Here is a 25564-nt window from a genome sequence, read left to right as displayed (position 1 = left end):
CTGGGCACGTGAGGCAGAAGAACTAACGTGGACCGGGGTACGGGCAGGCTCCGTACCCCGGTTCCGGCGCTTTGGGAGGACGCATATGACCATGACCATCAAGGACACCCCTGAGGAGTGGCGGGTCACGGCGACCGCGGTCCCCTTCAAGGGCAACAAGACAAGCGTCCGGACCGATGATGTGGTCATGCCCGATGGTGCGGTGGCGCGCCGCGACTACCAGGTCCACCCGGGCTCCGTAGCCGTACTCGCCCTCGACGAGTCGGACCGGGTCCTGGTGCTGCGCCAGTACCGGCACCCCGTGCGCCAGAAGCTGTGGGAGATCCCGGCCGGGCTGCTTGACGTCCCCGGGGAGAACCCGCTGACGGCCGCCCAGCGCGAGCTGTACGAGGAGGCGCACGTCAAGGCCGTCGACTGGCGGGTGCTGGTCGATGTCTACACCACGCCGGGCGGCTGCGACGAGGCGGTACGGGTCTTCCTCGCCCGCGACCTCTCCGAGGTCGCGGGCGAGCGCTTCCAGGTCTCCGAAGAGGAGGCCGACATGGAGCTGGCCCGGGTGCCGCTCGAGGACCTGGTACGCGGAGTGCTCGCGGGGGAGCTGCACAACAACTGCCTGGCTGTGGGCGTGCTCTCGCTCGCCGCCGCGCTGGCGGGCGACGGGGTGGAGTCCCTGCGCCCGGCCGAGGCTCCGTGGCCCGCCCGGCCGTTCGAAGCGTCGTAGGCACCAGGCGCCCGGTGGGACGATCGGCTGATCCGATCGAGGGAACCGGGCGCACGCGCCGCAGCGCTCCCCTGAGTCCGGCAGACGGCTGATCTACGCTCGGAGCGCCCACGCGGGGAACCTCCGGTGGGTTCGGCTCGTTCAGCGGCGGACTGGAGCGTGGGCCATGAGGGAGCAGGCGTGGATGTGAACGGCCCTTCGCCGGACGGCTCTTCCCCGGACGGCCCTGCGTCCGGGAGTCCGGCGCCACCGGCGGAGCGGTTCTCCGGTGCGGGGCCGGCAGCGCAGGGGACCGCAAGCCGCACGGCTGGGCAATCCACGGGTGGGCAATTCATCGGACGCCAGCGTGAGTTGAAGTCCCTGCGGGCCGATATCGAACGGGCCGGCCTGGACACCCTCTCGGGCCGCAAGGAACCACGCGCCAGGGTGCTGCTCGTGGCCGGGCGCCCCGGCTCCGGTCGGAGCGCTCTCGCCGGTGAGCTGGCGAAAGGACTCGCGGGCGACTACCCCGGGGGAATGCTGCGGGCGCGTCTCGTGGAGCCTGGCGGAGCCGCCGTACCCACCGAACGCACCGCACGCGACCTCCTCGGCGCCATGGGCGTCACCCCGTCCCCGGGTGCGGACGAGGACGAGCTCACCGGGATGGTCCGCGACGCGCTGGCGGAGCGGCGCTGTCTGCTCCTACTGGACGACGCCCGTGACGCCGAACAGGTGGACCCGCTCATCCCCGACAACCCCGGCTGTCTGGTCGTCGCCGTCGCCCAGGGGCCGCTCACCGGAATCCCGGATGTGCGGCCCTGCACGGTCGGGGGCATGGACCCGAAGTCGGCGATCGAACTGCTGGGCCGGTTCACCGGCGAGGTACGGATCACCGTCGACCCGCAGGCGGCGGAGTCCCTGGTCGAGCTGTGCGGGGGCCAGCCCGCCGCGATGGTGCTGGTCGGCGGCTGGCTCGCGGCCCGTCCGAACGCCTCGGTCGCCGACGCCGCCAAGAGGCTGCGCGGGCTGCCGGACGATCCCGAGCAGCCTGTCGGCGTCCGGCCGCTGGCCAAGGCCTTCCAGCTGGTCCATGACTCGCTGTCGGCGCCGGCCGCCCGCATGCTGCGACTGCTCGTCCTGGCCCCGGCCGGGCTCGTCGACCCGAACACAGCCGCCGCGCTCGCCGGGTGCTCGTTCGCGGACGCCGGGCTCGCACTGGAGGACTTCGCCTCGCTGGGACTGCTGAGGGCGCGTGGCGACATGCCCGAAGAACCTCGCGAACCGGATGAAGCGAGCGAATCGGACGGCGAGCTGTACGAGGTGCCCGGCTGTCTCGCCGCGCTCCTGTACGAGGCGATGACCGAGCATGACCGGCCCGCCGAGATCCAGCTCGCCCGCGCCCGGATGCTGGAACGGACCGTGCGGCTGCTGCAGGCGTGCCGGGCCGTCACCGAGCCCGAGGGCTCCGATGCCCGCCGCAGGCTCGCCGGTCTACCGCGCACCCTGCGTTTCTCCGGGCCCGGGGCGGCCGAGGCCTGGCTGCTCGCCCGCCGTCACGCGCTGTCCGCCGCCGCGCGGCTCGCCGTGGCCGACGGTGAGCTGGACACCCTGGCCCGGCGGCTGATCGCGGCCCTGGTCCGCGCCCTCGTCGCCCATCGCGGACCGGAGTCCGCCGCGCCCGAGCTGTACGAGCTGCACCGGCTCGTCCTGGACATGGCCGAGCGCCGCGGGCTCCACCGGGAGCAGGCCGCGGCGCTGCTGAACCTCGCCGACCTCGACGTGCAGATGGGCCGCACCGACGCCGCGCTGCCGCGCTACCGGTCGGCTCTGGACGCCGGACGGCGGGCGAACGATCCGTATGCCATAGGCCGTGCGATGGAATCCGTCGCCGGTGCCTACCAGGAGCTGGAGGACTGGGAGAGGGCCGCCGACTGGTACGGACGTGCGCTCTCACAGAGGCTTGCCAGGGGAGAGCTCGCCGACGAGGCACGGCTGTACGGCCGTCTCGGTGCCGTGCACATCTATGCGGGCCGCTACGGGGACGCCCTGCGTGGCTGGCGGGCGGCGGCGGCCGGATACCGCCGACTCGGTGATATGCCCGGTCACGCACGGGCGTTGAGCGAGGTGGCGCGGGTCCAGGAGTACGCCGGCCGACCCCGGGAAGCGCTGCGTACCTGCGAGGAGGCGGTGGCCTGCGCGCGGCGTGCCGGGGACGTGCGGTTGCAGGCCGCGCTCCAGCTCAGGCTGGCCGACACGCTCGACCGGCTCGGCGACCCCACCGCGGCCCGGCTGCATCGCACCGCTGCTGAGGAGCTCCTGGAAACCGAGGCCCCTGGCCTGCGAAATCCGTAGTGGTCTGCTCGAAGAATTTTGCTTTGCAAGGCTAGACAGCGCGAACTCCTTCATTAGACTGGCTCTGCCGGGCGTCGTCCTGGCTCCCACCGGTGTGCCGCGCATATCCGGGTAAGTATGGAAATGCATAAAAAATCCCCCTGAGCCAAGGACCGTGATCGACGTGAAGGTCGGCATCCCCCGCGAGGTCAAGAACAACGAGTTCCGGGTGGCCATCACCCCCGCCGGAGTGCACGAGCTGGTGCGCAACGGCCACCAGGTCGTCATCGAGGCGAACGCTGGTCTGGGCTCCTCGATCACGGACGAGGAGTTCGTCGGGGCCGGTGCGCAGATCCTGCCCACCGCCGACGAGGTCTGGGCCGCCGCCGACATGGTGCTGAAGGTCAAGGAGCCCATCGCGGAGGAGTACCACCGCCTCCGCAAGGACCAGATCCTCTTCACCTATCTGCACCTGGCGGCCTCCAAGGAGTGCACGGACGCCCTCGTCGATTCCGGCACCACGGCCATCGCCTACGAGACGGTCGAGCTGCCCAGCCGCGCCCTGCCGCTGCTCGCCCCGATGTCCGAGGTCGCAGGCCGGCTGGCCCCGCAGGTCGGCGCGTACCACCTGATGCGCCCGGTCGGCGGCCGTGGTGTGCTGCCCGGTGGCGTCCCGGGTGTGACCCCGGCCAAGGCCGTCGTCATCGGGGGCGGAGTCTCCGGCTGGAACGCCACGCAGATCGCCGTCGGCATGGGCTTCGACGTGACCCTGCTGGACCGCGACATCAACAAGCTGCGCGAGGCCGACCGGATCTTCGGCACCAAGGTCAAGGCCGTCATGTCCAACTCCTACGAGCTGGAGAAGGCCGTCCTCGACGCTGATCTCGTCATCGGCGCGGTGCTCATCCCCGGTGCCAAGGCCCCGAAGCTGGTCACCAACGAGCTGGTCTCCCGGATGAAGCCGGGGAGTGTCCTTGTCGACATCGCGATCGACCAGGGCGGCTGCTTCGAGGACTCCCGTCCCACCACCCACGCCGAGCCGACCTTCAGGGTGCACAACTCGGTGTTCTACTGCGTCGCCAACATGCCGGGCGCCGTGCCCAGCACCTCCACCAACGCGCTCACCAACGCCACGCTCCCGTACGTGGTGTCGCTCGCGAACAATGGCTGGGTCGAGGCGCTGCGGCGTGACCCGGCGCTGGCCAAGGGGCTCAACGTCCATGAGGGCCAGGTTGTTTACCGGGAGGTCGCCGAGGCGCACGGCCTCGAGACCGTGGAGCTCGGCACCCTCCTCGGCTGATCCCGCGCAGGCAAGCGGCCGACAACGACGGCCAATCTGTCAATACAGGTCGTCAACATCACACATCCGGCCGGACCTTGATGAACAAGGTCTGGCCGGATGTGTGTCCGGACACGATGCGATGACGCCCAACTCGCCTCGAACGCAACGCTTCAGCCGTTTCGCGCAGCCGTGAAAAGTGCGGACCGGGCTCCGTGCGCCCTTGACATGGAGGGGTTCGGTTGCCGACACATCGGGCCGGGTCCGGCGGATTGTGTTGCTGCGGAGCGGTGACACGCCATAGAGTCGCCAACCGTCGGCATAGTGCCACGCTGACCTATCGATAAGTTTCCTGGTCACGTCCAAGGAGGTAAGACGACTTGTGAATGAGTCGACATTTTCTCCCGGGGGTGGTCACACGGGATTCCCGCCACCGCGCCCCGGGGGCGTGGGGGCACCCCCGGCCCAGGACCAGGGTGCTGCGTCCGGGCACGAAGCTGTCGGCTCCGTCGCTGTCCGAACCTCCGGGACCCACCAGCACACGACGACGACAGCCCACACGATGAAGATGATGGACGGCCAACACGTGAACGCCACGGCCGGCAACGAGAGTGGCCGAGAGTCCACCCACTTCGCCGACTTCGACGGGGTGCCCGAGGGGCACTTCTACGACCCAGACGCCGAGTACGAGCCCGACCCCGAGTACGCGGCCACGCTCGCGCCCGACGCGGCCCGCCAGCGCCGCGAGCGGATCGGCCCCACCGGGCGGCCGCTGCCCTATTTCCCGATCCCGGGCCCGCTGACCGATCACGGCCCCGCGAAGATCATCGCGATGTGCAACCAGAAGGGCGGCGTCGGCAAGACGACGTCGACCATCAATCTGGGCGCCGCGCTCGCCGAGTACGGGCGGCGTGTCCTGCTCGTCGACTTCGACCCGCAGGGAGCCCTGTCGGTCGGCCTCGGGGTGAACCCGATGGAGCTCGACCTCACGGTCTACAACCTGCTGATGGAGCGGGGGATGGCCGCCGACGAGGTCCTGCTGAAGACAGCGGTGCCCAACATGGACCTGCTGCCGAGCAACATCGACCTCTCCGCCGCCGAGGTGCAGCTGGTGAGCGAGGTCGCCCGCGAGTCGACCCTCCAGCGCGCCCTGAAGCCGCTGATGCAGGACTACGACTACATCGTCATCGACTGCCAGCCGTCCCTCGGCCTGCTCACCGTCAACGCCCTGACGGCGGCTCACAAGGTCATCGTGCCGCTGGAGTGCGAGTTCTTCGCGCTGCGCGGTGTCGCGCTGCTGACGGAGACCATCGAGAAGGTCCAGGAGCGGCTCAACCCCGAGCTGGAGCTCGACGGCATCCTCGCCACGATGTACGACTCGCGCACGGTCCACAGCCGCGAGGTACTGGCGCGTGTCGTCGAAGCCTTCGACGACCACGTCTACCACACGGTCATCGGGCGTACGGTGCGCTTCCCGGAGACCACGGTCGCGGGCGAGCCCATCACCACGTACGCCAGCAACTCGGTCGGTGCCGCCGCCTATCGCCAGCTCGCCAGGGAGGTGCTCGCCCGGTGTCACGCCGAGTGAGTCTGCCCGGAGCCGACGAGCTGTTCCGTACGACCGGGGGCACGGCGCTCCAGCCGTCGTCCCCGAGGCGGGGGGCGACCGCGGCCAACGGGGAGGCGAGGGTGCCGGCACCGGCAGCCTCGGCGGAGGAGCCCCCGGCCGGTGCGTCGGCCCCGGCCGGCCCGTCCTCTTCGGCGGGGGAGGAGCACGCCCCGGCGGCGGAGGAGACCGAGACGGCCGTGCCGCGCAGCCGGGGAGCCGCCGCGGAGAGTGAGACCGCGGCGCCGACCGCCCAGGCATCCCCGGGCACGGGGCGTGCCGCAGCCGCTGCTGCTCCGGCCACGGGGGCGGCCCCCAAGCGCCGCGGGCGCGGCACCAACCGGCGTCCCAGCGGCCGTGAGCGCCACGACGAGAAGATCACCGTCTATGTCTCGGCCGAAGAGCTGATGGACCTGGAGCACGCCCGTCTGGTGCTGCGCGGGGAGCACGGGCTCGCCGTCGACCGGGGACGCATCGTGCGCGAGGCGGTTGCCGTCGTGCTGGCGGATCTGGAGTCCCGCGGCGACGCGAGCATCCTGGTGCGGCGTCTGCGCGGTCGCTGACGGGGTAGCCTGCGCGCGCCCGAACCTTTTCCGCACCCTGGACACCCTGGACCGTGATGTCCCCGACCGATGACCCTGCCGCCCCCGCTGCGCGCGCGTCGCGCCGCGTGCTGGGCCGCGGCCCGGGCGCGTCCGGGCCGCGAACGATGGACCCGCCTCCGCTCGCCCCCGCGCCTCCCGAGCCGGTGGAGCCTCCTGCCGCGGTGGTACCGCAGCAGGACCCGGCCGTGGTGACGGGGGCCCCGGAGACGGGAACGGCAGCGGAGACGGGAACGGCAGCGGAGACGGAGTCACCCGGCCGGGATACCGCCGAGGTGGCGGTTCCGGCCCCCGGAGAGCACGAGCCCGGCGAGCGCGAAGCGGGGGAGCAACGGGCCGCCACGGCCGACGACGGACGCTTCACCGTGCGGCTGGCCAACTTCGAGGGCCCCTTCGACCTGCTCCTCCAGCTGATCTCCAAGCACAAGCTGGACGTGACCGAGGTCGCCCTGTCCAAGGTCACCGACGAGTTCATGGCCCATATCCGGGCCATGGGACCCGACTGGGACCTCGACCAGACCACCGAGTTCCTCGTGGTCGCGGCGACCCTGCTCGACCTGAAGGCGGCCCGGCTGCTGCCCGCTGCCGAGGTCGAGGACGAGGGTGACCTGGCACTGCTGGAGGCGCGGGACCTGCTGTTCGCACGGCTGCTGCAATACCGTGCCTACAAGCAGATCGCGGAGATCTTCAACGGCCGGCTGGAGGAGGAGGCCAGGCGCTACCCCCGGACCGTGGGCCTCGAGGACCACCACGCCGAGCTGCTCCCCGAGGTCGTGATCAGCATCGGCGCGGAAGGATTCGCCAGGCTGGCCGTCAAGGCCATGCAGCCGAAGCCCAGGCCCCAGGTCTATGTGGACCACATCCATGCGCCGCTGGTCAGCGTGCGGGAGCAGGGCGAACTGGTCGTGGCCATGCTGCGGGAGCGCGGCAGGGTCAGCTTCCGCGAGCTGACCGAGGGCGCCGACGACACCCTGACCGTGGTCGCCAGGTTCCTGGCGCTGCTGGAGCTCTATCGTGACAAGGCCGTCGTCCTCGACCAGGAGGACGCCCTGGGGGAGCTGACCGTCACCTGGGCCGGTGGTGATTCCACCGCGCAGGTCACCGACGAATTCGACCGTGCCCCCGAGATCGCGGAGGAGAAGGCGTGAGCGACGTGGACCTGGACCCCGCCGTGGACACGGGCCCGAGCCCCGCCGTGGACGCCGACCTGAGCGGCGCAGGCGACCCGGCTTCCGGAGATCCCGAGCCGCCGCTCAAGCCGGCACTGGAGGCGGTCCTGATGGTGGTCGACGAGCCGGCCACTGAGGAACACCTGGCCAAAGTGCTCGAACGGCCCCGCAGGGAGGTCGCGGACGCCCTGCGTGAGCTGGCGGACGAGTACACCGTCCAGGGGCGCGGCTTCGAGCTGCGGCTGGTCGCGGGCGGCTGGCGCTACTACACCCGCCCCGAGCACGCCGCCGCCGTCGAGCGCTTCGTACTCGACGGGCAGCAGGCCCGGCTGACGCAGGCGGCCCTGGAGACCCTCGCCGTGGTCGCCTACCGGCAGCCGGTGAGCCGGTCCCGGGTCTCGGCCGTACGCGGAGTGAACTGCGACGGCGTCATGCGCACCCTGCTTCAGCGCGGTCTGGTGGAGGAGGCGGGCGCGGAACCCGAAACAGGTGCGATCCTGTACAGGACGACGAACTACTTCCTGGAGCGGATGGGCCTGCGCGGCCTGGACGAGCTCCCCGAGCTCGCTCCGTTCCTTCCGGAGGCGGAGGCGATCGAGGCCGAGACCCTGGAAGGGGTTCCGTCGTTCGATCCGGATGCTCCGGACGCAGACGATGACGACACGACGACGACGGAACTTTGATGCGAAGCAGCGGCAGGAACAGCAGCGGACGCGGTAACAACCGGGGTGCCGGTAACTCGCGCGACGACAAGCAGAAGCGCGCGGGCAAGCCCCGTCCCGAGGAGCGCCGCTACGACGTCGGAGGGTCCGCGTCCGAAGGCCCCCGCAAGGGTCGTGGCACGGCCGCCCGGGGCGGCGCCAAGGGCGGGCCCAAGCAGTCCGCGCAGCAGCGCGGTGGAGGCGGTCGCACGGCCCCGTCCCGTTCGCGCGAGTACGAGGCGCGCACCGAGGAGCGCAACCGCGCGCGTTACGCGGACAAGCCGGAGATCAAGACCCCCAAGACCTTCCCCGGCGCCGAGCAGGAGGGCGAGCGGTTGCAGAAGGTGCTGGCCAGGGCCGGCTACGGCTCGCGGCGTGCCTGCGAGGAGCTGATCGACGCGGCCCGGGTCGAGGTCAACGGCTCGATCGTGGTCGAGCAGGGCCTCCGGGTCGACCCGGAGAACGACGAGATCAAGGTCGACGGACTCACGGTCGCGACTCAGTCGCACCAGTTCTTCGCGCTCAACAAGCCCGCCGGTGTCGTCTCCACCATGGAGGACACGGACGGCCGCCAGTGCCTCGGCGACTACGTCACCAACCGTGAGACCCGTCTCTTCCACGTCGGCAGGCTCGACACCGAGACCGAGGGCATCATCCTGCTCACCAACCACGGCGAGCTGGCCCACCGCCTCACCCACCCCAAGTACGGCGTCAAGAAGACCTATCTCGCGGCCATCCAGGGTCCCCTTCCGCGCGAGGTCGGCAAGCGCCTCAAGGACGGCATCCAGCTCGAGGACGGGTACGCCCGCGCCGACCACTTCCGGGTCGTGGAGCAGACCGGGAAGAACTACCTGGTCGAAGTCACCCTCCACGAGGGCCGCAAGCACATCGTGCGCCGCATGCTCGCCGAAGCCGGTTTCCCGGTCGACAAGCTGGTGCGCACCGGCTTCGGGCCGATCGCGCTGGGCGACCAGAAGTCGGGCTGGCTGCGCAGGCTGACCAACACCGAGGTCGGCATGCTGATGAAGGAAGTCGGCCTCTGAGCCACCCACGGCCCTGAGTTCCTGGGGGCTCTCGGCGAACAGGCGCGTTGTCGGTACCGGCGGATAGCCTTCGGCACATGATCGAGGGGGAATCCACCGCGATGCCGCTCGGCCTGCTGGCCGAGGAGGTCGCGGACCTGTGCGCCCGGGACGACAGCGATGTGCCCGCCTTCGAGCGGCTGCTCGACTCCGTGCTCTTCTGGGGGTTCCGCGACCCCGCCGCGCTGGTCGAGGCGCTGTCGTCCGGTGCCGGAACGCCCGTTGGGGCGGCCCGGCACCCGCTGGGCGGCGGACGGCTCCTCCGGCACATCGTGTCCCACGGCCTGAGGCCGGGTCTTGCCGGTGGGAGTGGTGGTTCGGGATGGCTCGAGCTGTGCCAGCACCAGGCGACGGACTATGCCTTCGGCGCACGTACGGGTGAGCTCGTCCAGCGGCTGCGCACCGGCGACGCGATACCGTGCCTGCTGTCGCGGCCGAGCAGACCCGGCGGGGCCGTGGAGCCGCAGGACCTCGTCGCCCGCCTTGCCGCCCACCAGCGTGCCGGTGTCCGGCCCGGTGCGGCCGATCTGGGTCTCGCGCTGCTGCGCTGCGGCGGCGGTCCAGTCGCGCCTGACGTACTGCGGGCGGCGGAGAAGCTGGAGCTTCCCGAGGGCCCCCGCGTGGCGGCCTGGCTGCGGCAGGGCGGCCTGCCCCGGCCGGGGTCCTGGCGCGAGCGCGAGGCGGGCGAGCCGCAGCGGCCGAGCAGGCGCCGGGGGTACCGGATCGGGCGGCGGGTACTGATCGGGACGGAGGCCATCGAGGGGCGGGGGGAGTTCCCCCGGCGTTTCTGGTCGCTGTTTCGGGCCTACGAGCCGCACATCTCCTGCCCGCACTCCGGTCTGCACTCCCGTGACGCGCATGCGGCCTCGGTGCTGCCATGGCATCCGGAGATCGTCGCCGCCCGGCAGCTGGCGGAGGTGGCGTCGGTCGCCGACCAGGACGGCCGCAGCGGGGCGGAGTTCCTCCCGGCGCTGGCCGCGAGCGAGGGCCCTGCCGGTCCCGCCGTGCATCTGGCCCTGGCCTACGGACTCGCGGCGGTGCCGGAGGCCGACCGGCTGGCCGCCGCCCGCGCGCTCGTCACGCTTGCCGACCGGGGCGGGTTGGACGGGGCCCTGCTCGGTCGCGAGATCGCCGAACTCGTCGGTCTGGGCACCCTGAAGGTGCCCCAGCTCACGGACTCACTCCGTGCCGCGGGCGGGACACCGGGAGGCGCGGCTCCGGTGTGGAACGTCATGGCCGCCGCCCTTCCCGGGCTGCTGACCCACACCAGGCCGCAACTGCACGGTCCGCTGCTCGCCATAGGGGCGGATTCCGCGGGGCTGTCCGGGGCGCGGGGCACCATCCCCGAGGTCGCTGCCATTGCCGAGCGGCCGGGCTCCTCCCAAGTGGTCCGGCAGGCCCGGAGGCTGCGGGACTCCCTGGCGGGCGCCTGAGGAACGTCCGTGCCGACGGGACGGAGCGGATGTCATCGCACGGGCGTGGATATCGCGCCCTGGTCGCCGACCGGCACACCTCATGGGGATGGCGCGCCGCACGACCGGCTTGAGGTGCTTCAGCGTGCTGCCTCAGGGCTGGGCCGAGGCCGTCGGCCAAGCCGGACGATGCCGGTGGGGCCCCGCCGGACTGCCCATCCGATGTACTGAGAGCTGCCGGTCCAGGACAAGCCGCCCCGTGCGAGCTCAGTCCGTGTCCCGGGGCCCGTGGGTCTGGAGGAAGAGCACCGGCCCGCTGCCGAGGCGGCCTTCTTCCGCCATGGCGATCAGCGCGGCCAGAGCCTTCGCCGTGTAGACGGGTTCGAGCCCGAGCCGGCTCTCGCTCTCGGCGGCGAGGCGCAGCGCGCCGAGGGCTTCCGGAGTGCTGTGGCCGTAGCCGGGGCCCAGCCAGTCCCGCACCATGGTCACGTCGTCCGGGGTGATCCCGGTCGCCGGAAGGTCCGCGCCGCGCTCCCGCAGCAGTCGTCCGGTCCGCTGGGCCAGGGCGGCGATGGCTGGTGCGTCGAGGCGCAGGGTGTCGTTGACGACCACGCCCACGACCCGGGTGCGCTCAAGGCCCGCGAGCCGAAGACCCAGTGCCAGTCCGGCTGCGGTGCCGCCCGAGCCGACGGCGGTGACGACATGGGACGGCTCGGGGAGGTCCCCGGCGGCCACCTGTGCCGCGAGCTCGAACGCGGCCTCGGCATAGCCGAGGGTGCCGACCGGGGCCGAGCCGCCCGCGGGCAGGAAGTACGGCAGTCGTCCGCCGCGCGCATGGCGCAGGAAGAGCCAGGGGGCCGCCGCGACGGTGCGCGCCTTGGTGTGGGTGAAGTGCAGGGCGGCGCCCGACCGCCGAAGCCGCCGCAACTGCTCCCGCACATGGTCGTCGACCGGCTGGTCGATCAGGGCCAGTGCGGTGTCCAGGCCCTGCTCCCGGGCGTAGAGGGCGGTCGCCAGGCCCCAGTTCGTGCCGAGCCCGCCCACCGTGAGGATGGTGCGCGCGCCCCGGCGGCGTACATCGGGAAGGATCCACTCCAGCTTGCGGACCTTGTTGCCGCCCCATCCGCCCGAGCCGTATCCGCTCTCGTCCTTGCACCACAGCGTCACACCGCGGGCGAGCCCGGTCAGTTCGCGTACGGGCGTCGGCCCATCGCCGAGCGGCACATGGGGGAGGGAGGCGGCGAGCCGCGGATACCGGTGGTGCAGCAGCGGCTTGTCCATGCCTGGTGACTCCCGTCCCGGGGTTCGCCCCGGCGCTCCCGGGCCGGGCACAGCGTACTGACGCCGTTCACGGAGCGGTACGGCGCCGACGGAGGCGTGGACGCACGCCCCGAGCGACGGGACCCGGCCTGTTCGTGCCACTCATTCGCTGGGGCACAGCACGAAGAGCGGGAAGGCACGGCGGCCGGGCCGGCCGCCGCACTCCTCCAGCGCTGCGCGGATGTCGCGCAGGTGGCCGGTGGTCATCTGCAGTGGGGGCTCGTCGGGCTGGTACACGGTGCGGATCGGGTAGTCCACGCCCGGTTGCCGGGTCATCTCGATGTGGCAGCCGAGTACGTGGGTGACCGTCCGGTGGTCGCAGAAGTCGATCAAGCGATCGATCGTCCGGGTGAACGCCTGCCAGTCCTTGATGTAGAGCCGACCCGGGTAGACCGTGTCGCCGGTGAGGAGGAACCCGGCCCACGGGTCGTAGAACGTGACCGCCGCCTCGTGGTGACCCGGGGTGGCCAGACACTCCAGCACCCGCCCCCCGAGGTCGACCTCCGCCACGGCATCGGGGCGTTCGGCGAATCCGAAGTACGGCCAGGCGGTGACCGGATCCGCGCCGACCACCGTGGTGCCGGGACGATCGGCGAACTGGCCGTCGCCCGCGATGTGGTCACCGTGCGGATGGGTGTGCAGCACCAGCAGCTCGTACCCCTCACGGGGGTGACGGGCCAGCCAGGTCTCAATGAGCTCGTCGACCACCGGGCGCAGGGGGAAGAACTCGGCGGAAGCGGTGGCTCCGGTGTCGATCAGCAGCACCCGGGCGTTGCCGAACAGCAGGAACAGGAAAGGCGCTTCGTAGTCGATCGCCATGTTCTGCCGGAGGACGAAGGTGTGCTCGTCATAGGCGTGGACCTGGATGTCCGGGTCGGTGTTGTGCTTGGCCGACGGCGAGCCGTGGATCCAACGCACATCCAGCGCACGAGGCCTGGGAGTCGCTCCGGTGAAGTCGATCAGAGAGGTGTGGGCACCCATGGCGATCCCTTGAGTGCGTCGTCTTGGCGGGCCGGGTACGGCGCACATCTCGTCCGGGGCAGACACATATGAGCCTCCACGGCGAGGTTAACACGCACCATCGGGCCGATCAGGCGCCCGTCGCGGCCTCGAAGCAGGCCCAGGGACGGGTTGCCGGGTCCGCATCGTGCTTGCCCAGCCACCCCTCCCGCTTTATAGTCAGGATGACTCTTAAGGGGGATGGTCGTGGACCTGGCAGATGTGCTCGAACCGTTGCAGCGACCGCTGTTCACGCTGCTCGGCACCCCGGTCAGCTGGACCGAGGTGCTCGGTTTCGGAAGCGGCGCGCTCTGTGTGTGGCTGGTCGCCCGGCAGCACATCGCCAACTGGCCGATCGGCATCGCCAACAACGCGCTGTTCATCCTGCTGTTCACGCAGGCAGGCCTGTACGCCGATGCGGCGCTCCAGGTCGTCTTCATCACCCTCGCCGCATACGGCTGGTGGACCTGGGCCCACGGGGGTGGACCAGGCTCCGACGCCCTCCCGGTACGACGCACCACGCGTGCCGAGTGGACATGGCTGCTCGCGGCGGGGGTGGTGGGCACTCTCGGCTTCACACTGCTGCTGGACCACGTCACCGACTCGACCGTCCCCTTCTGGGACGCCCTGACCACCGCGCTCTCCCTCATGGCGACCTACGGCCAGTGCCGCAAGCGGCTGGAGTCCTGGTGGCTCTGGATCGCCGCGGATGTCGTCTACGTGCCTCTGTACGCGTACAAGGAGCTCTATCTCACCGCGCTGCTCTACGCCGGGTTCCTGGCCCTGTGCGTCAACGGTCTGCGCTCCTGGTCGCGGGAGCAGATGGCGGCGCAGGCGCCGCGCCCGATGGAGGCGACGGCGGCATGAAGCGCCACGGACACGGGCTTGTGCTCGGCAAGTTCTATCCGCCGCACGCCGGGCACCACCATCTGGTGCGCACGGCTCGCGACCGCTGCGAGCGGCTCACCGTGCTGGTCTGCGCCGCGTCCGTCGAGTCGATACCGCTCGAGGACCGCGTGGCATGGATGCGGGAGGTGCATCCGGACGCCGACGTCGTGGGGGCCGTGGACGACATCCCCGTCGACCTCACCGACCCTGCCGTCTGGGACGCCCACATGGCGGTCTTCCGCGCCGCAGTACCCCGGCGGGTGGACGCCGTCTTCACCTCGGAGCCCTACGGCACCGAACTCGCCCGCCGCTTCCGGGCCGAGGCCGTCTGTGTCGACCCCGCCCGCACGGTCTTCCCGGTGTCCGGGACCGCCGTGCGCAAGGACCCCGTGGGCTGCTGGGACTTCCTGGAGCCGCCCGTGCGCGCGGCCCTGGCACGACGGATCGTGGTCCTCGGCGCCGAGTCGACCGGCACCACCACACTGGCCCGGGCGCTCGCGCGGCAGCTCAGGGCACGCGGGGGGATCTGGTCGCGCACCGGCTGCGTACCCGAGTACGGCCGGGAGTTCAGTGAGCAGCGGCTTGCCCGGCTGCGGGCCGAGCGACCCGGTGCCACCTGGTCCGATGTCAGCTTCCGCACCGAGGACTTCCCGCTGATCGCACGGCGGCAGGCAGCGCTCGAGGACGCCGCGGCCCGCACCGGCTCACCCGTGCTCATCTGCGACACCGACGCCTTCGCCACGACCATCTGGCACGAGCGCTACATGGGCGGACCCAGCGTCGAGGTCGAGGAGGTCGCGGCGCGCGGAGGACGTGCCGACCTGTGGCTGCTCACCGACCACCGGGATGTGCCGTTCGAAGACGACGGGCTGCGTGACGGAGAGCACCTCCGGCCCTGGATGACCGGGCGCTTCGCCGAGCGGCTCACCGCCACCGGGCGGCGGTTCCTCACCCTGAGCGGCCCCCATGAGCAGCGGCTGGCCACGGCACTCGCCGCCGTCGACGCGCTGCTCGCCGACGGCTGGCGGCTCGCCGATCCGCTGCCGGAAAGGCGGTGAACGGATGCCTGACTCCACTGGGGCACACGACCCGGGCGCATACGACCCGCACGCCTTCCCGCCCTTCGCGGTCACCGTCGACCTCGCCGTCTTCACGGTTCGCGACGGACAGCTCCACGTCCTCCTGATCGAGCGGGGCCAGGACCCCTACAAGGGCGCCTGGGCCCTGCCGGGCGGCTTCATCCTGCCTCACGAGTCCGCCGGCCGTGCCGCCCGCCGTGAACTCGCCGAGGAGACCGGGCTGTCCGAGACCACGGTCGCCGCACTGCACCTCGAACAGCTTCGGACCTACAGCGATCCGGACCGCGACCCCCGGATGCGGGTGGTGTCGGTCGCATACGCCGCGCTCGTCCCGGACCTCCCGGAGCCGCACGGCGGCGGCGACGCCGCACACGCGCAGTGGATCCCCTGGGCCGGCCACGGCCCGCTCGCCTTCGACCACGACCGCATCCTCGCCGACGCCCACGACCGCATCGGCGCGAAACTCGAGTACTCCTGCCTCGCGACCGCCTTCTGCGCACCCGAGTTCACCCTCGGCGAGCTGCGGCAGGTCTACGAGACCGTCTGGGGCGTCGAGCTCGACCGCCCCAACTTCCGGCGCAAGGTCCTCACCACCCCCGGCTTCGTCGATGCGGTGGCGGGCGGGGCGCGCCTGACCGGCGGCCGGGGCAAGCCGGCCGCGCTCTATCGCGCGGGGCCGGCGAAAGCCCTGCACCCTCCACTGCTGCGACCGGAAGGAGCGCGAAATGACCGCGAATGACAGGTCCGCGAACGACAGGGCCACGATGAGGACCGCCACCAAACGGGCGGCCACCGGCACCCTGACCGGACTGGCGCTCGGAGACGCACTCGGCTTCCCCACCGAGTTCAACGACGTGCCCGCGATCCTCGCCAAGTGCGGGCCCTGGCGGGACATGGCGCTGCCGAAGCCCGCGATCGTCACCGACGACACCCAGATGACCCTGGCGGTCGCCCGGGGCATCCGCACGGCGATGGACCGCGGCCCGCTCGACCCGCTGCGGATGACACGACCCGTGCGCGAGGAGTTCGTGGACTGGTACCACTCGCCGGACAACAACCGGGCCCCCGGACGCACCTGCCTGGTCGCCTGCGAGAAGCTCGACAGCGACAGGCCCTGGCAGGAGGCCAGCCAGATCGGCTCCAAGGGCTGCGGGGCGAACATGCGCGTCGCGCCGGTCGGACTCGTACCCCGCCTCGGCGAAGGACAGCGCGCAGGCGCCGCACAGCTCCAGGCAGCACTCACCCACGGCCACCCCACGGCCCTCGCCGCCTCCGACCTCACCGCACGCGCGGTGTTCCTGCTCGCCCAGGGAACGGAGCCGCTCGGGCTCGTCGGCCGGCTGCGCTCGTACGCGTACGAGAACCGCTCCCGCTACCACCACCGCTGGCTCGGCGACCTGTGGACCCGTGCCCATGACGCCTCACCCGAGGACTTCATCCGGCGCGGCTGGGACGAATGCCTCGCCGTCCTGGAGCGCGTGGCGGCGGCGCTGCGTGAACCGGACCCCGAGATCGACCCGTGCATCGCGACGGGCGACGGCTGGATCGCCGAAGAAGCCCTCGCCACCGCTCTGCACTGCTTCCTGCTCTTCCCCGAACAGCCGCTTCTGGCCCTGCGCCGGGCAGCATGCACCCGGGGCGACTCCGACTCGATCGCCTGCCTCGCCGGGGCGTTCGCGGGGGCGCACCTGGGAGCGGCGGCATGGCCCAAGGAATGGGCCGAGCGCATCGAGTACCGCAGCGAACTGCTGACGCTCGGAGCGCTCTGGGATGCTTGATCCATGCTGGATGCCCTGAGCCTGGACCTCAGCCCTGTCGTCGCCGATCAGCCGGACGCCCTCGTCTTCGCCACGGTCTCCGGCGCCCACCTGTACGGATTTCCTTCCCGGGACTCCGATGTGGACCTGCGGGGGGTCCATGTGCTGCCGGTGGAGCGGATCGTGGGGCTGCGTGACCCGGAGGAGACCCGGTCCCGGATATGGGACCGGGACGGCACCGAGCTGGACCTGGTGACGCACGACCTGCGGAAGTTCGTACGGCTGATGCTGCGGCGCAACGGCTATGTGCTGGAGCAGCTGCTGTCACCACTGGTCGTCCACACGACGCAGGAGCACGCCGAGCTGGTGGCGCTGGCACCGGGGGTGCTCACCAGCCACCACGCGCACCACTACCGGGGCTTCGCGGGCACCCAGTGGCGGCTGTTCGACAAGACCGGTGAACTGAAGCCGTTGCTCTACACCTTCAGGGCGCTGCTCACGGGCATCCACCTGATGCGCACCGGGCAGGTGCAGGCACATCTGCCCACTCTCCTCGGGGAGGTGACGGCGCCGGGCTATCTGTCCGAGCTCATCGCGGCCAAGACGGAGGCCGAGCACGGTCCTGCCGGGGTCGACACCGAGTCGGTCCGCGCGGACGTCGACGCGCTGCACGCCGCGTTGGACGCGGCACAGGAACGGACGGAACTGCCCGCCGAGCCGGAGGCGTTTGCCGCCCTGGACGACTTCGTCGTGCGGGTGCGTCTGGCGCAGGGGGCGGGTGCCGTGGCCGTACAGGCGTGACCGTCCGCTTCGTCAGCTCGCGGCCGACGCCCTGCGTGCACGCACCAGGAAGTCCTCGACCCGGCGGTGGTCCGGCTCCCCGGGCAGCGGGGTGCCGATGACAGCCCGGTCGGCCTCGTCGGAGAGCCGGGCCATCCAGGACTCCACCTCGGCCCAGGGCACCTCGCCACGCTTCACCGCGAGCAGCCGCTCGCGGTCCTCGCCGACCTCGATGACCAGCCGCCCCGTGCGCAGCAGATCGCGGCAGGACGCCAGCAGGCGCAGCAGATGCATGGCGTGCTTCCAGCGGGGCGCCCCATGCCGGCGTACATCGGCGTCCAGTTTGCGACGCTGGCCCAGGGCGTAGCGGACGAAGGTCTCATGCGCCTGGCGCGACAGGAACGCCTCGCGCAGGGCGAGCAGTTCGCGTCCGGTGTCGTCGATGCGCTCGACGAGCGGGGAGTGCAGGCACTCCAGGATGTTCGGGTTGGCGCGCAGTGCCAGCTCGCAGAAGCGCTCAAGCTCCCAGCTGAACTGCTCGTCCGCCGGACCCTCCACATGGGTCGGGGGCTTGTCGAAGCGCCAGTACAGCGGGGCGGGGGCCAGGAAGACCCCGCGGCGGTCCGTGTCGCTGCCGTCCGTCGCCAGGCCGAAGGCCCGGGAGCCCATCACACAGGAGTAGATGGTGTGGTCACGTATCAGCGCCTCGGGGGTCATGGGCGAAAGGCTATGTGACCGGGGGGTGTGTCAGACGAGTCTGATCTCGCCCCTGGAGACGGCGATCGGCTTGGCCGCGAGGGGACGGGTCGCGGGACCCCTGGCCACAGAGCCGTCCGTGACGCTGAACTCACTGCCGTGGCAGGGGCAGTCGATCGTGCCGTTCGCCACCTTGTCGACCAGGCAGCCCTGGTGGGTGCAGACCGCCGTGAACGCCTTGAAGTCGCCCTTCTCCGGCTGGGTCACCACGACCTTCTGCCCGGTGAACACCTTTCCGCCGCCCTCGGGTACTTCGGCGGTCGTGCCCAGCCGCTCGCCTCCGGGCGAGGCGGCCGTCGGTGAGCCGGGCTCGGGGGCGAACGACTCGCCGCCACCGGTGTCCTCCCCGTACCGGGTGCAGCCTGCCGCCGCGAGGACGGCGGCTCCGGATACGAGCACGGTACGGCGGCTGCTGCCCTGGCCGCGTACCCCGTCGTCCGGCGGGTTGCTCCTGCGCTCAGTCATGCCGTCACTCCAAACGTGCGGAAGAACCAGAGCGCCGAGGTGAGCCACAGCATGGTGAGCACGACGAAGACCACTCCGCCGACGACAGGCAGCAGCCACCCCGGCAGTCGCTCCATGCGCAACAGCAACATTTTCGCGCTGAACGCCCCGAAGAAGAAGCAGCCCAGCAGCGAGTGCCACAGCGCACGCGGGGTGTCCGTCTGGTAGCCCAGCGCGTACAGGCAGTGCACTGCCACCGGCACCGTCACCAGGAACGCCACCCTGCCCGACCAGCGGTGCAGCACGGGGGTCCAGGACCCGGCACGCAGCCCCGGCATCTGGTCGTACATCGTCAGTGCCGAGACGAGCTGTACCAGCGCCAGGGCGAGCGCCACCGTGGCCAGCCATGCCTTCACCGCGCTCGGACTGCTGAATCCGGCCAGGTTGAAGGCGGTGGCCGCAGGGGTGTGCACCCTCCCGTACACCCCGAGGACGACCGCGACCGCCGCGCCGACCAGGGCGGGGACCAGGAAGCGCGTCGCGCCGGGACCGGCGAGCTCGGGCTCGGACGGGGGCTGGGACGGGGGTGGGGGCGGCGGGGGCGGATAGCCTCCGCTGTGCGCGTTCGGGTCCACGCTCATGACAGACGCACCTCAGGGACGCTTGGGGACGCTCAGGGGACTACGGGGCGGGCGGTCAGCTGGGTCCCGTCCACCGTGACGGCACCGGTGGCCGGATCGATCGGGGGAGCCGCGGTGGTCTCGCCGTCGCGTGTGACGATCCCGACCTGGCGGCCGTCCTGCGTGATGATCCAGCCGCCCTTGAGTTCGGCACCGCGTACCTCCGCCGTTGCGCGGTAGAGCCCGGCCGGCTTGCCCGCCTTCGGGGCGGTGAACAGATGGTCGCGGCCGTTGATCCGGACCGTTCCGGTGACCCTGCCCGCGTCGAGGAAGCCGTCCAGTCTGGCGTCGGTGTCGGTGCTGGTCAGATGCATGTCGCCGTCGTCCTCGACCGGGCCCCGCAGCCAGGCCTCCTGGGTGTGTCCGTCGCAGAAGTACGCGATGGCCCTGTCCCCGCGCAGCGAGATCGCGACGGAGGCGGTGTCGTCGGCCGTGCGGCCCGCGTACTCGGTCTGCGGCCGGGCCACCGGGCTCGTCGCCGGGACGGTGGCTGGAGACCTGGGCGCGGGCGTGCTCGGACTCGGGCCCGGAGGCCGGCTCTGCGCCGGACGTTTCACCGCTGTGGGCGAGGGCTCACCGGTGGTGGCGTTGAGCGACAGCATGAACAGCCCGAGCACCAGTCCGGCGAACAGGGTGATCAGTGGTCCTGGATGCTTCATCGGCGCCTTCCGCAGGGGCGGCGGACAGGGTTGTGTCCATGCAAACCGACATCACATCGAGTGTCCAGTGGTCGACAATCCGTGATGCTCCGGGTGGCGGTAGCGCCGGGCGTGGGTGACATTGTCCGTGATCCTCCGTCTCCTACGCGAAAGGCAGGATCATGGCGGGAAACGATCTCGGCAGTCTTCTGGGGAATCTGCTCGGCGGAGGCCAGAGCGGCAACGGTCAGGGCGGTGCCGGAAACATCCTCGGCGCCCTGCTCAACGCGTTCAGCGGCAACGGGAAGAGCGCGTCCAACGGCAGTCCGCTCAGTGGGCTGATGGACATGCTCAACAAGTCCGGTCTGGTCGAGCAGGCTCAGTCCTGGATCGGCACCGGCCAGAACAAGCCGGTCAGCGGCTCGCAGATCGCCGAGGCGCTGCCGAACGAGACGCTGGACAAGGTCGCGCAGCAGAGCGGTGTGACGCCGCAGCAGGCCGCGGACGAGATCGCCCAGTCCCTGCCGAAGGCCGTCGACAAGCTGACCCCCAACGGTGAGCTCCCGAAGGCCGGCTCCCTGGAGGAGCTGATCAAGTCGCAGCGGATGTGACCCGTCCGCGCACCGACCGTGCCGCGGCGGCCGCCCTGTCTCGCAGGGCGGTCGCCGCGCCGGTGCGTCCGGGCGGCTGACTACGCTGACCTGAGCACATGCCGAGCACGAGCAGAGGAGCACGACGTGGCGGTACGAGCCGTCCGGGGAGCAGTCCAGTTGGAACGGGACGAGGCCGGGCACATGGACGAGCAGGTCAGTCTGCTGCTCACCGCCATCCTGGAGCGCAACGGGCTCACCACCGAAGATCTGATCAGTATCTGGTTCACGGCCACCCCCGATCTGCACAGCGACTTCCCGGCCGCCGCGGCACGTGGCCTCGGCATCGTGGACGTTCCGCTGATCTGCGCCCAGGAACTGGACATCCAGGGTGCGATGCCCCGCGTCGTACGGATCCTCGCGCACGTCGAATCCGAGAAGGCCAAGCCCGAGATCGCCCATGTGTACCTCGGTGCGGCGGCTGCTCTGCGCAAGGACATCGCCCAGTGAGAACAGCGCTTGTCATCGGAACCGGTCTGATCGGCACCTCCGCCGCGCTGGCACTGGCCGGGCGGGGCGTCAGCGTGCACCTCAGGGACCATGACCCGGCGCAGGCCAGGACGGCGGCGGCACTCGGCGCCGGTACGGACGAGGTCCCCGAGGGGCAGGTGGACCTCGCGATCGTGGCCGTACCGCCCGCGTATGTGCCCGCCGCGCTCGCGGAAGCGATCCGCGCCGGGGCGGCACGCGGGTACCTCGACGTGGCCAGCGTGAAGGGCGGGCCGCGGCGGGAGCTGGAAGCGCTGGGCGTGGACATGTCCAACTACATCGGCACGCACCCCATGTCGGGCAAGGAGCGCTCGGGCCCGCTGGCCGCGACCGCCGACCTCTTCGAAGGGCGCCCCTGGGTGCTCACCCCGACCCGGGACACCGACACAGAGGTGCTCAACCTGGCCCTGGAACTGGTCGCGCTGTGCCGGGCCGTGCCCGTGGTGATGGACGCGGACGCCCATGACCGCGCGGTGGCGCTGGTCTCCCACACCCCGCAGCTCATCTCGTCCATGGTCGCGGCGCGGCTGGCCGACGCCGACGAGACCGCGGTCAGGCTGTGCGGCCAGGGCATCCGGGACGTGACCCGTATCGCGGCCTCCGACCCCCGGATGTGGATCGACATCCTCTCGGCGAACCCGGGCCCGGTGGCCGACATCCTCGCGGGGGTCGCCGCCGACCTCGACGAGACGGTCCGCGCACTGCGCGCCCTCCAGTCGTCCGACGAGGACAAGCGGCGCGACGGCGCCACTGGCGTCGAGGACGTGCTGCGCCGCGGCAACGCGGGGCGCGAGCGGGTCCCGGGCAAGCACGGCGCCGCCCCCGCCGCGTACGAGACAGTCGCCGTCCTCATCAGTGACCAGCCCGGCGAGCTGGCGCGGATCTTCGCCGACGCGGGCCGGGCGGGCGTCAACATCGAGGATGTCCGCATCGAGCACGCCACGGGCCAGCAGGCGGGTCTGGTGCAGCTCATGGTGGAGCCGGCCACCGCCCCGGTACTCAGCGCCTCGCTGCGGGAGCGGGGCTGGGCGCTGCGCCAGTAGCCACCCGGCCAGGTCAGGAGCCCCGGTCGAGGTCGTCCGGCGGCCGGCTAGAACAAGGTCAATAAGCAGCCGATATGAACGGGTGCACGGACCCCGCCCCGCACTCGGTAACCTTGTGCGGGGCACCTTGGCATTCCGGCCTGCCCGCATACGCGTACGAGGAAGGTCCCGACACCGTGGAATCCGTGATCGTCGCCATCGACGGCCCCTCCGGCACGGGCAAGTCGAGCACCTCAAAGGCGGTCGCTGCCGAGCTGGGGCTCAGCTACCTGGACACCGGTGCGCAGTACCGGGCGATCACCTGGTGGATGATCACCAACGGGATCGACACCAGCGACCCGGTCGCGATCGCCAGTGCCGCCGAGAAGCCCGTCATCGAGTCCGGTACCGACCCCCTCGCCCCCACCATCAGCGTGGACGGTACGGACGCCTCGGGCCCCATCCGTACCCAGGAGGTCACCTCCAAGGTCAGCGCCGTCAGCGCGGTACCCGAGGTGCGCGCCCGGATGACCGACCTCCAGCGGAGCGTGGCGGCGGCGGCCGAGAAGGGCATCGTGGTCGAGGGGCGGGACATCGGCACGACCGTCCTGCCCGACGCCGATCTCAAGGTCTTCCTGACCGCGTCCGCCGAGGCCCGCGCCGCCCGCCGCAGCGGTGAGCTGAAGGGCAAGGAGGCCAGCGGGCTCGACGCCACCCGCGAGGCGCTGATCAAGCGCGACGCCGCCGACTCCAGCCGTAAGACCTCGCCGCTCGCCAAGGCCGGCGACGCCGTCGAGGTCGACACCACCGACCTCACGCTTTCGCAGGTCATCGAGTGTGTCGTGACGCTGGTCGAGGAGAAGCGGGCCGCCCGGTGACCGTGCCGGCTGTTCCTTCAGGGAGAGGTGCCGCCGTCGGCAGACGGATCGGGATCGGGCTCATGTACACGCTGTGGAAGCCGCGCGTGCTGGGAGCCTGGCATGTCCCGGCCAGTGGTCCCGTGATCTTCGCCGTCAACCACGCCCACAACATCGACGGCCCCATGCTGATGGGCTGCGCCCCCAGGCCGGTGCACTTCCTGATCAAGCGGGAGGCCTTCATCGGTCCGCTCGGCGGGTTCCTGCGCGGGATCGGCCAGCTCGAAGTGGACCGCACCAGCGCCGACCGCGCGGCCATCACCTCCGCCCTGGCGGTGCTCGAGAACGGTGGCGTCCTCGGGATCTTCCCCGAGGGCACCCGGGGCGAGGGAGACTTCACCTCGATCCGCTCCGGACTCGCCTACTTCGCCGTACGCTCGGGGGCTCCGATCGTCCCGGTCGCCGTGCTGGGAAGCAGCCAGCGGCGCGGCCGGGTGATACCCGCGCTGCCCCCGTTGCGCTGCAACGTCGACGTCGTCTTCGGCGAGGCCTTCACCGAGGGCGACGGGACCGGCAGACGCACCCGCAAGGTGCTGGACGACGCGACCGTACACATCCAGAAGCGGCTCACCACCCACCTGGAAAACGCCAGGCGCCTCACCGGGCGCTGAGCCAGACTTCAGTAGTGGGTTCCCGGCCTCACCGGCCCGCGCGAGCCCACCGATCACCACGGAAGAACAAGGAACGGACTTCATGAACGACCAGCACGACCACGGGGCACTCGGCGACACCGAGTACGCGGAGTTCATGGAGCTCGCCGCGGAGGAGGGCTTCGACCGGGAAGACGTCGAAGGCGCCATCGAGGAAGCCGGTCACGGCCCGCTGCCCGTTCTCGCCGTCGTGGGCCGGCCCAATGTCGGCAAGTCGACCCTCGTCAACCGGATCATCGGCCGCCGCGAGGCCGTCGTGGAGGACCGGCCCGGGGTCACCCGCGACCGGGTGACCTACGAGGCGGAGTGGGCCGGACGACGCTTCAAGCTCGTCGACACCGGCGGCTGGGAGCAGGACGTCCTCGGTCTCGACGCCTCCGTCGCCGCCCAGGCCGAGTTCGCGATCGAGGCCGCCGACGCCGTCGTGTTCGTCGTGGACGCCACCGTCGGCGCCACCGACACCGACGAGGCCGTCGTCAAGCTGCTGCGCAGGGCCGGAAAGCCCGTCGTCCTCGCAGCCAACAAGGTCGACGGCCCCTCCGCCGAGGCCGACGCCGCCATGCTCTGGTCCCTCGGCCTCGGAGAGCCGTTCCCGGTCTCCGCACTGCACGGTCGCGGCACCGGAGACCTCCTGGACGAGGTGCTCAAGGCCCTGCCCGACGCCCCCGCCCAGACCTTCGGCAGCGCGATCGGCGGTCCCCGGCGGATCGCGCTGATCGGCCGTCCGAACGTCGGCAAGTCGTCCCTGCTGAACAAGGTCGCGAACGAAGACCGCGTCGTCGTCAACGAGATGGCCGGCACCACCCGCGACCCCGTGGACGAGCTCATCGAACTCGGTGGCACGACCTGGAAGTTCGTGGACACCGCGGGCATCCGCAAGCGGGTCCACCTCCAGGAGGGCGCCGACTACTACGCCTCGCTGCGTACCGCGGCCGCCGTCGAGAAGGCCGAGGTCGCCGTGGTCCTCATCGACACCAGTGAGTCCATCTCCGTCCAGGACCAGCGGATCATCACCATGGCCGTCGAGGCGGGCCGCGCGCTCGTCATCGCGTACAACAAGTGGGACACCCTCGACGAAGAGCGCCGCTACTACCTCGAGCGCGAGATCGAGACCGAGATGCAGCAGGTCGCCTGGGCACCCCGGGTGAACGTGTCCGCCCGCACCGGTCGGCACATGGAGAAGCTGGTCCCGGCGATCGAGACGGCCCTGGAGGGATGGGAGACCCGGGTGCCGACCGGTCGCCTCAACGCCTTCCTCGGGGAGCTGGTCTCGGCCCATCCGCACCCGATCCGCGGCGGCAAGCAGCCGCGCATCCTGTTCGGAACCCAGGCGGGCACCAAGCCCCCGCGCTTCGTCCTCTTCGCATCCGGCTTCCTGGAGCACGGCTACCGGCGCTTCGTGGAGCGCAGGCTGCGTGAGGAGTTCGGCTTCGAGGGCACCCCGATCCATATCTCGGTGCGGGTCCGCGAGAAGCGCGGCAAGAAGAAGTAGCCCTCGCGAGAGGCGCGCAGACGCCGAAGTGGCCGGGGGGGGCCCACCCGCCCCGCCCCAAACCTGTGCAGTGACCCCCCCGGCAGCCCCGCCCCCAAGGGGGTTGGGGGGGGCGCCCCCC

26 protein-coding genes and 1 riboswitch are annotated in these 25564 nt (G+C 71.3%); of the genes, 20 read left to right on the top strand and 6 right to left on the bottom strand.

The features are described from left to right. Positions 1-91: 91 nt before the first annotated feature. The 9 genes from ACFV6V_RS22190 (at position 92) to ACFV6V_RS22150 (ending at position 10903) form a co-directional block, all read left to right on the top strand. On the top strand, positions 92-721 hold the full coding sequence (locus ACFV6V_RS22190) for an NUDIX domain-containing protein (RefSeq protein WP_385567664.1): 630 nt from the start codon (positions 92-94) through the stop codon (positions 719-721). A gap of 351 nt (positions 722-1072) precedes the next feature. Further along, positions 1073-3052 carry a tetratricopeptide repeat protein gene (locus tag ACFV6V_RS22185; protein WP_385567614.1) on the top strand — a complete coding sequence of 660 codons (1980 nt, stop codon included), beginning with the start codon at positions 1073-1075 and terminating at the stop codon, positions 3050-3052. A gap of 163 nt (positions 3053-3215) precedes the next feature. After that, positions 3216-4331, top strand: a complete 1116-nt coding sequence (gene ald, locus ACFV6V_RS22180; protein ID WP_385567661.1) for an alanine dehydrogenase — start codon at positions 3216-3218, stop codon at positions 4329-4331. A 541-nt stretch (positions 4332-4872) separates the two neighbouring features. Next, a complete protein-coding gene (locus ACFV6V_RS22175; protein ID WP_385567612.1) occupies positions 4873-5898 on the top strand; it encodes a ParA family protein in 1026 nt (341 codons plus the stop codon). Beyond that, positions 5883-6479: a hypothetical protein gene (locus tag ACFV6V_RS22170; protein WP_385567609.1), complete on the top strand. Its 597-nt coding sequence runs from the start codon at positions 5883-5885 to the stop codon at positions 6477-6479. Before ACFV6V_RS22175 ends, ACFV6V_RS22170 begins: the two co-directional genes overlap by 16 nt. 56 nt (positions 6480-6535) lie before the next feature. After that, positions 6536-7666, top strand: coding sequence for a segregation and condensation protein A (locus ACFV6V_RS22165; protein ID WP_385567606.1), 1131 nt, complete (start codon positions 6536-6538; stop codon positions 7664-7666). A 47-nt stretch (positions 7667-7713) separates the two neighbouring features. Next, positions 7714-8370, top strand: coding sequence for an SMC-Scp complex subunit ScpB (gene scpB / locus ACFV6V_RS22160; RefSeq protein WP_385567660.1), 657 nt, complete (start codon positions 7714-7716; stop codon positions 8368-8370). Further along, the gene (locus ACFV6V_RS22155; RefSeq protein ID WP_385567604.1) at positions 8370-9431 is read left to right on the top strand and encodes a pseudouridine synthase; all 1062 of its coding nucleotides are present in this window, start codon (positions 8370-8372) and stop codon (positions 9429-9431) included. The genes scpB and ACFV6V_RS22155 overlap by 1 nt, the downstream gene beginning before the upstream one ends. A 77-nt stretch (positions 9432-9508) precedes the next feature. Then, on the top strand, positions 9509-10903 hold the full coding sequence (locus tag ACFV6V_RS22150; protein ID WP_385567601.1) for a DUF6493 family protein: 1395 nt from the start codon (positions 9509-9511) through the stop codon (positions 10901-10903). 246 nt (positions 10904-11149) lie between these two features. Here the strand turns inward: ACFV6V_RS22150 and ACFV6V_RS22145 are convergent, their stop codons facing one another. After that, positions 11150-12163 carry a 1-aminocyclopropane-1-carboxylate deaminase/D-cysteine desulfhydrase gene (locus ACFV6V_RS22145; protein ID WP_385567598.1) on the bottom strand — a complete coding sequence of 338 codons (1014 nt, stop codon included), beginning with the start codon at positions 12161-12163 and terminating at the stop codon, positions 11150-11152. A gap of 141 nt (positions 12164-12304) precedes the next feature. After that, the gene (locus ACFV6V_RS22140; protein WP_385567596.1) at positions 12305-13183 is read right to left on the bottom strand and encodes an MBL fold metallo-hydrolase; all 879 of its coding nucleotides are present in this window, start codon (positions 13181-13183) and stop codon (positions 12305-12307) included. Positions 13184-13195: 12 nt separating this feature from the next. After that, a riboswitch (guanidine-III (ykkC-III) riboswitch) is annotated at positions 13196-13263 on the bottom strand. 145 nt (positions 13264-13408) lie between these two features. Here ACFV6V_RS22140 and pnuC point away from each other — a divergent pair. Genes pnuC through ACFV6V_RS22115 form a run of 5 tightly spaced genes read left to right on the top strand, consistent with a single transcriptional unit; the run spans position 13409 to position 17726 of the window. Continuing rightward, positions 13409-14068, top strand: a complete 660-nt coding sequence (gene pnuC, locus ACFV6V_RS22135; RefSeq protein WP_385567593.1) for a nicotinamide riboside transporter PnuC — start codon at positions 13409-13411, stop codon at positions 14066-14068. Continuing rightward, complete coding sequence (locus tag ACFV6V_RS22130) at positions 14065-15147, top strand: AAA family ATPase (RefSeq protein ID WP_385567591.1); 1083 nt, start codon at positions 14065-14067, stop codon at positions 15145-15147. Before pnuC ends, ACFV6V_RS22130 begins: the two co-directional genes overlap by 4 nt. 4 nt (positions 15148-15151) lie before the next feature. Continuing rightward, positions 15152-15907, top strand: a complete 756-nt coding sequence (locus ACFV6V_RS22125; protein WP_385567588.1) for an NUDIX domain-containing protein — start codon at positions 15152-15154, stop codon at positions 15905-15907. Next, positions 15894-16946 (top strand): ADP-ribosylglycohydrolase family protein, encoded by a 1053-nt coding sequence (locus ACFV6V_RS22120; RefSeq protein ID WP_385567586.1) that lies wholly within the window; start codon positions 15894-15896, stop codon positions 16944-16946. The genes ACFV6V_RS22125 and ACFV6V_RS22120 overlap by 14 nt, the downstream gene beginning before the upstream one ends. A 3-nt stretch (positions 16947-16949) precedes the next feature. Continuing rightward, a complete protein-coding gene (locus ACFV6V_RS22115; RefSeq protein WP_385567585.1) occupies positions 16950-17726 on the top strand; it encodes a DNA polymerase beta superfamily protein in 777 nt (258 codons plus the stop codon). A 12-nt stretch (positions 17727-17738) separates the two neighbouring features. On the opposite strand, the gene ACFV6V_RS22110 is transcribed toward ACFV6V_RS22115, so the two are convergent. From ACFV6V_RS22110 to ACFV6V_RS22095, 4 genes are read right to left on the bottom strand one after another with little or no spacing between them, the layout of a single operon-like run. Next, on the bottom strand, positions 17739-18422 hold the full coding sequence (locus ACFV6V_RS22110) for a DNA polymerase beta superfamily protein (protein WP_385567582.1): 684 nt from the start codon (positions 18420-18422) through the stop codon (positions 17739-17741). 30 nt (positions 18423-18452) lie between these two features. Beyond that, a complete protein-coding gene (locus ACFV6V_RS22105; RefSeq protein ID WP_385567579.1) occupies positions 18453-18926 on the bottom strand; it encodes a Rieske (2Fe-2S) protein in 474 nt (157 codons plus the stop codon). Further along, positions 18923-19546, bottom strand: coding sequence for a DUF6529 family protein (locus tag ACFV6V_RS22100; protein WP_385567577.1), 624 nt, complete (start codon positions 19544-19546; stop codon positions 18923-18925). The genes ACFV6V_RS22105 and ACFV6V_RS22100 overlap by 4 nt, the downstream gene beginning before the upstream one ends. A 32-nt stretch (positions 19547-19578) precedes the next feature. After that, on the bottom strand, positions 19579-20244 hold the full coding sequence (locus ACFV6V_RS22095) for a hypothetical protein (protein ID WP_385567575.1): 666 nt from the start codon (positions 20242-20244) through the stop codon (positions 19579-19581). Positions 20245-20405: 161 nt separating this feature from the next. Between ACFV6V_RS22095 and ACFV6V_RS22090 the strand changes: the two genes are divergently transcribed. From ACFV6V_RS22090 to der, 6 genes are all read left to right on the top strand, one after another. Next, on the top strand, positions 20406-20834 hold the full coding sequence (locus ACFV6V_RS22090; protein WP_385567573.1) for a YidB family protein: 429 nt from the start codon (positions 20406-20408) through the stop codon (positions 20832-20834). Between the two features lie 126 nt (positions 20835-20960). Continuing rightward, a complete protein-coding gene (aroH, locus tag ACFV6V_RS22085) occupies positions 20961-21323 on the top strand; it encodes a chorismate mutase (protein WP_385567571.1) in 363 nt (120 codons plus the stop codon). Then, on the top strand, positions 21320-22405 hold the full coding sequence (locus ACFV6V_RS22080; protein ID WP_385567568.1) for a prephenate dehydrogenase: 1086 nt from the start codon (positions 21320-21322) through the stop codon (positions 22403-22405). Before aroH ends, ACFV6V_RS22080 begins: the two co-directional genes overlap by 4 nt. Positions 22406-22581: 176 nt before the next feature. Continuing rightward, positions 22582-23262 (top strand): (d)CMP kinase, encoded by a 681-nt coding sequence (gene cmk, locus ACFV6V_RS22075; RefSeq protein ID WP_385567565.1) that lies wholly within the window; start codon positions 22582-22584, stop codon positions 23260-23262. 62 nt (positions 23263-23324) lie between these two features. Beyond that, the gene (locus ACFV6V_RS22070; RefSeq protein ID WP_385567562.1) at positions 23325-23912 is read left to right on the top strand and encodes a lysophospholipid acyltransferase family protein; all 588 of its coding nucleotides are present in this window, start codon (positions 23325-23327) and stop codon (positions 23910-23912) included. An 82-nt stretch (positions 23913-23994) separates the two neighbouring features. Continuing rightward, positions 23995-25443 carry a ribosome biogenesis GTPase Der gene (gene der, locus ACFV6V_RS22065; RefSeq protein WP_385567560.1) on the top strand — a complete coding sequence of 483 codons (1449 nt, stop codon included), beginning with the start codon at positions 23995-23997 and terminating at the stop codon, positions 25441-25443. Positions 25444-25564: the final 121 nt, after the last annotated feature.

This window comes from Streptomyces sp. NPDC059828 (assembly GCF_042731955.1).
Taxonomy (GTDB): domain Bacteria; phylum Actinomycetota; class Actinomycetes; order Streptomycetales; family Streptomycetaceae; genus Streptomyces.
This window is presented reverse-complemented; position numbering and strand designations above follow the sequence as displayed.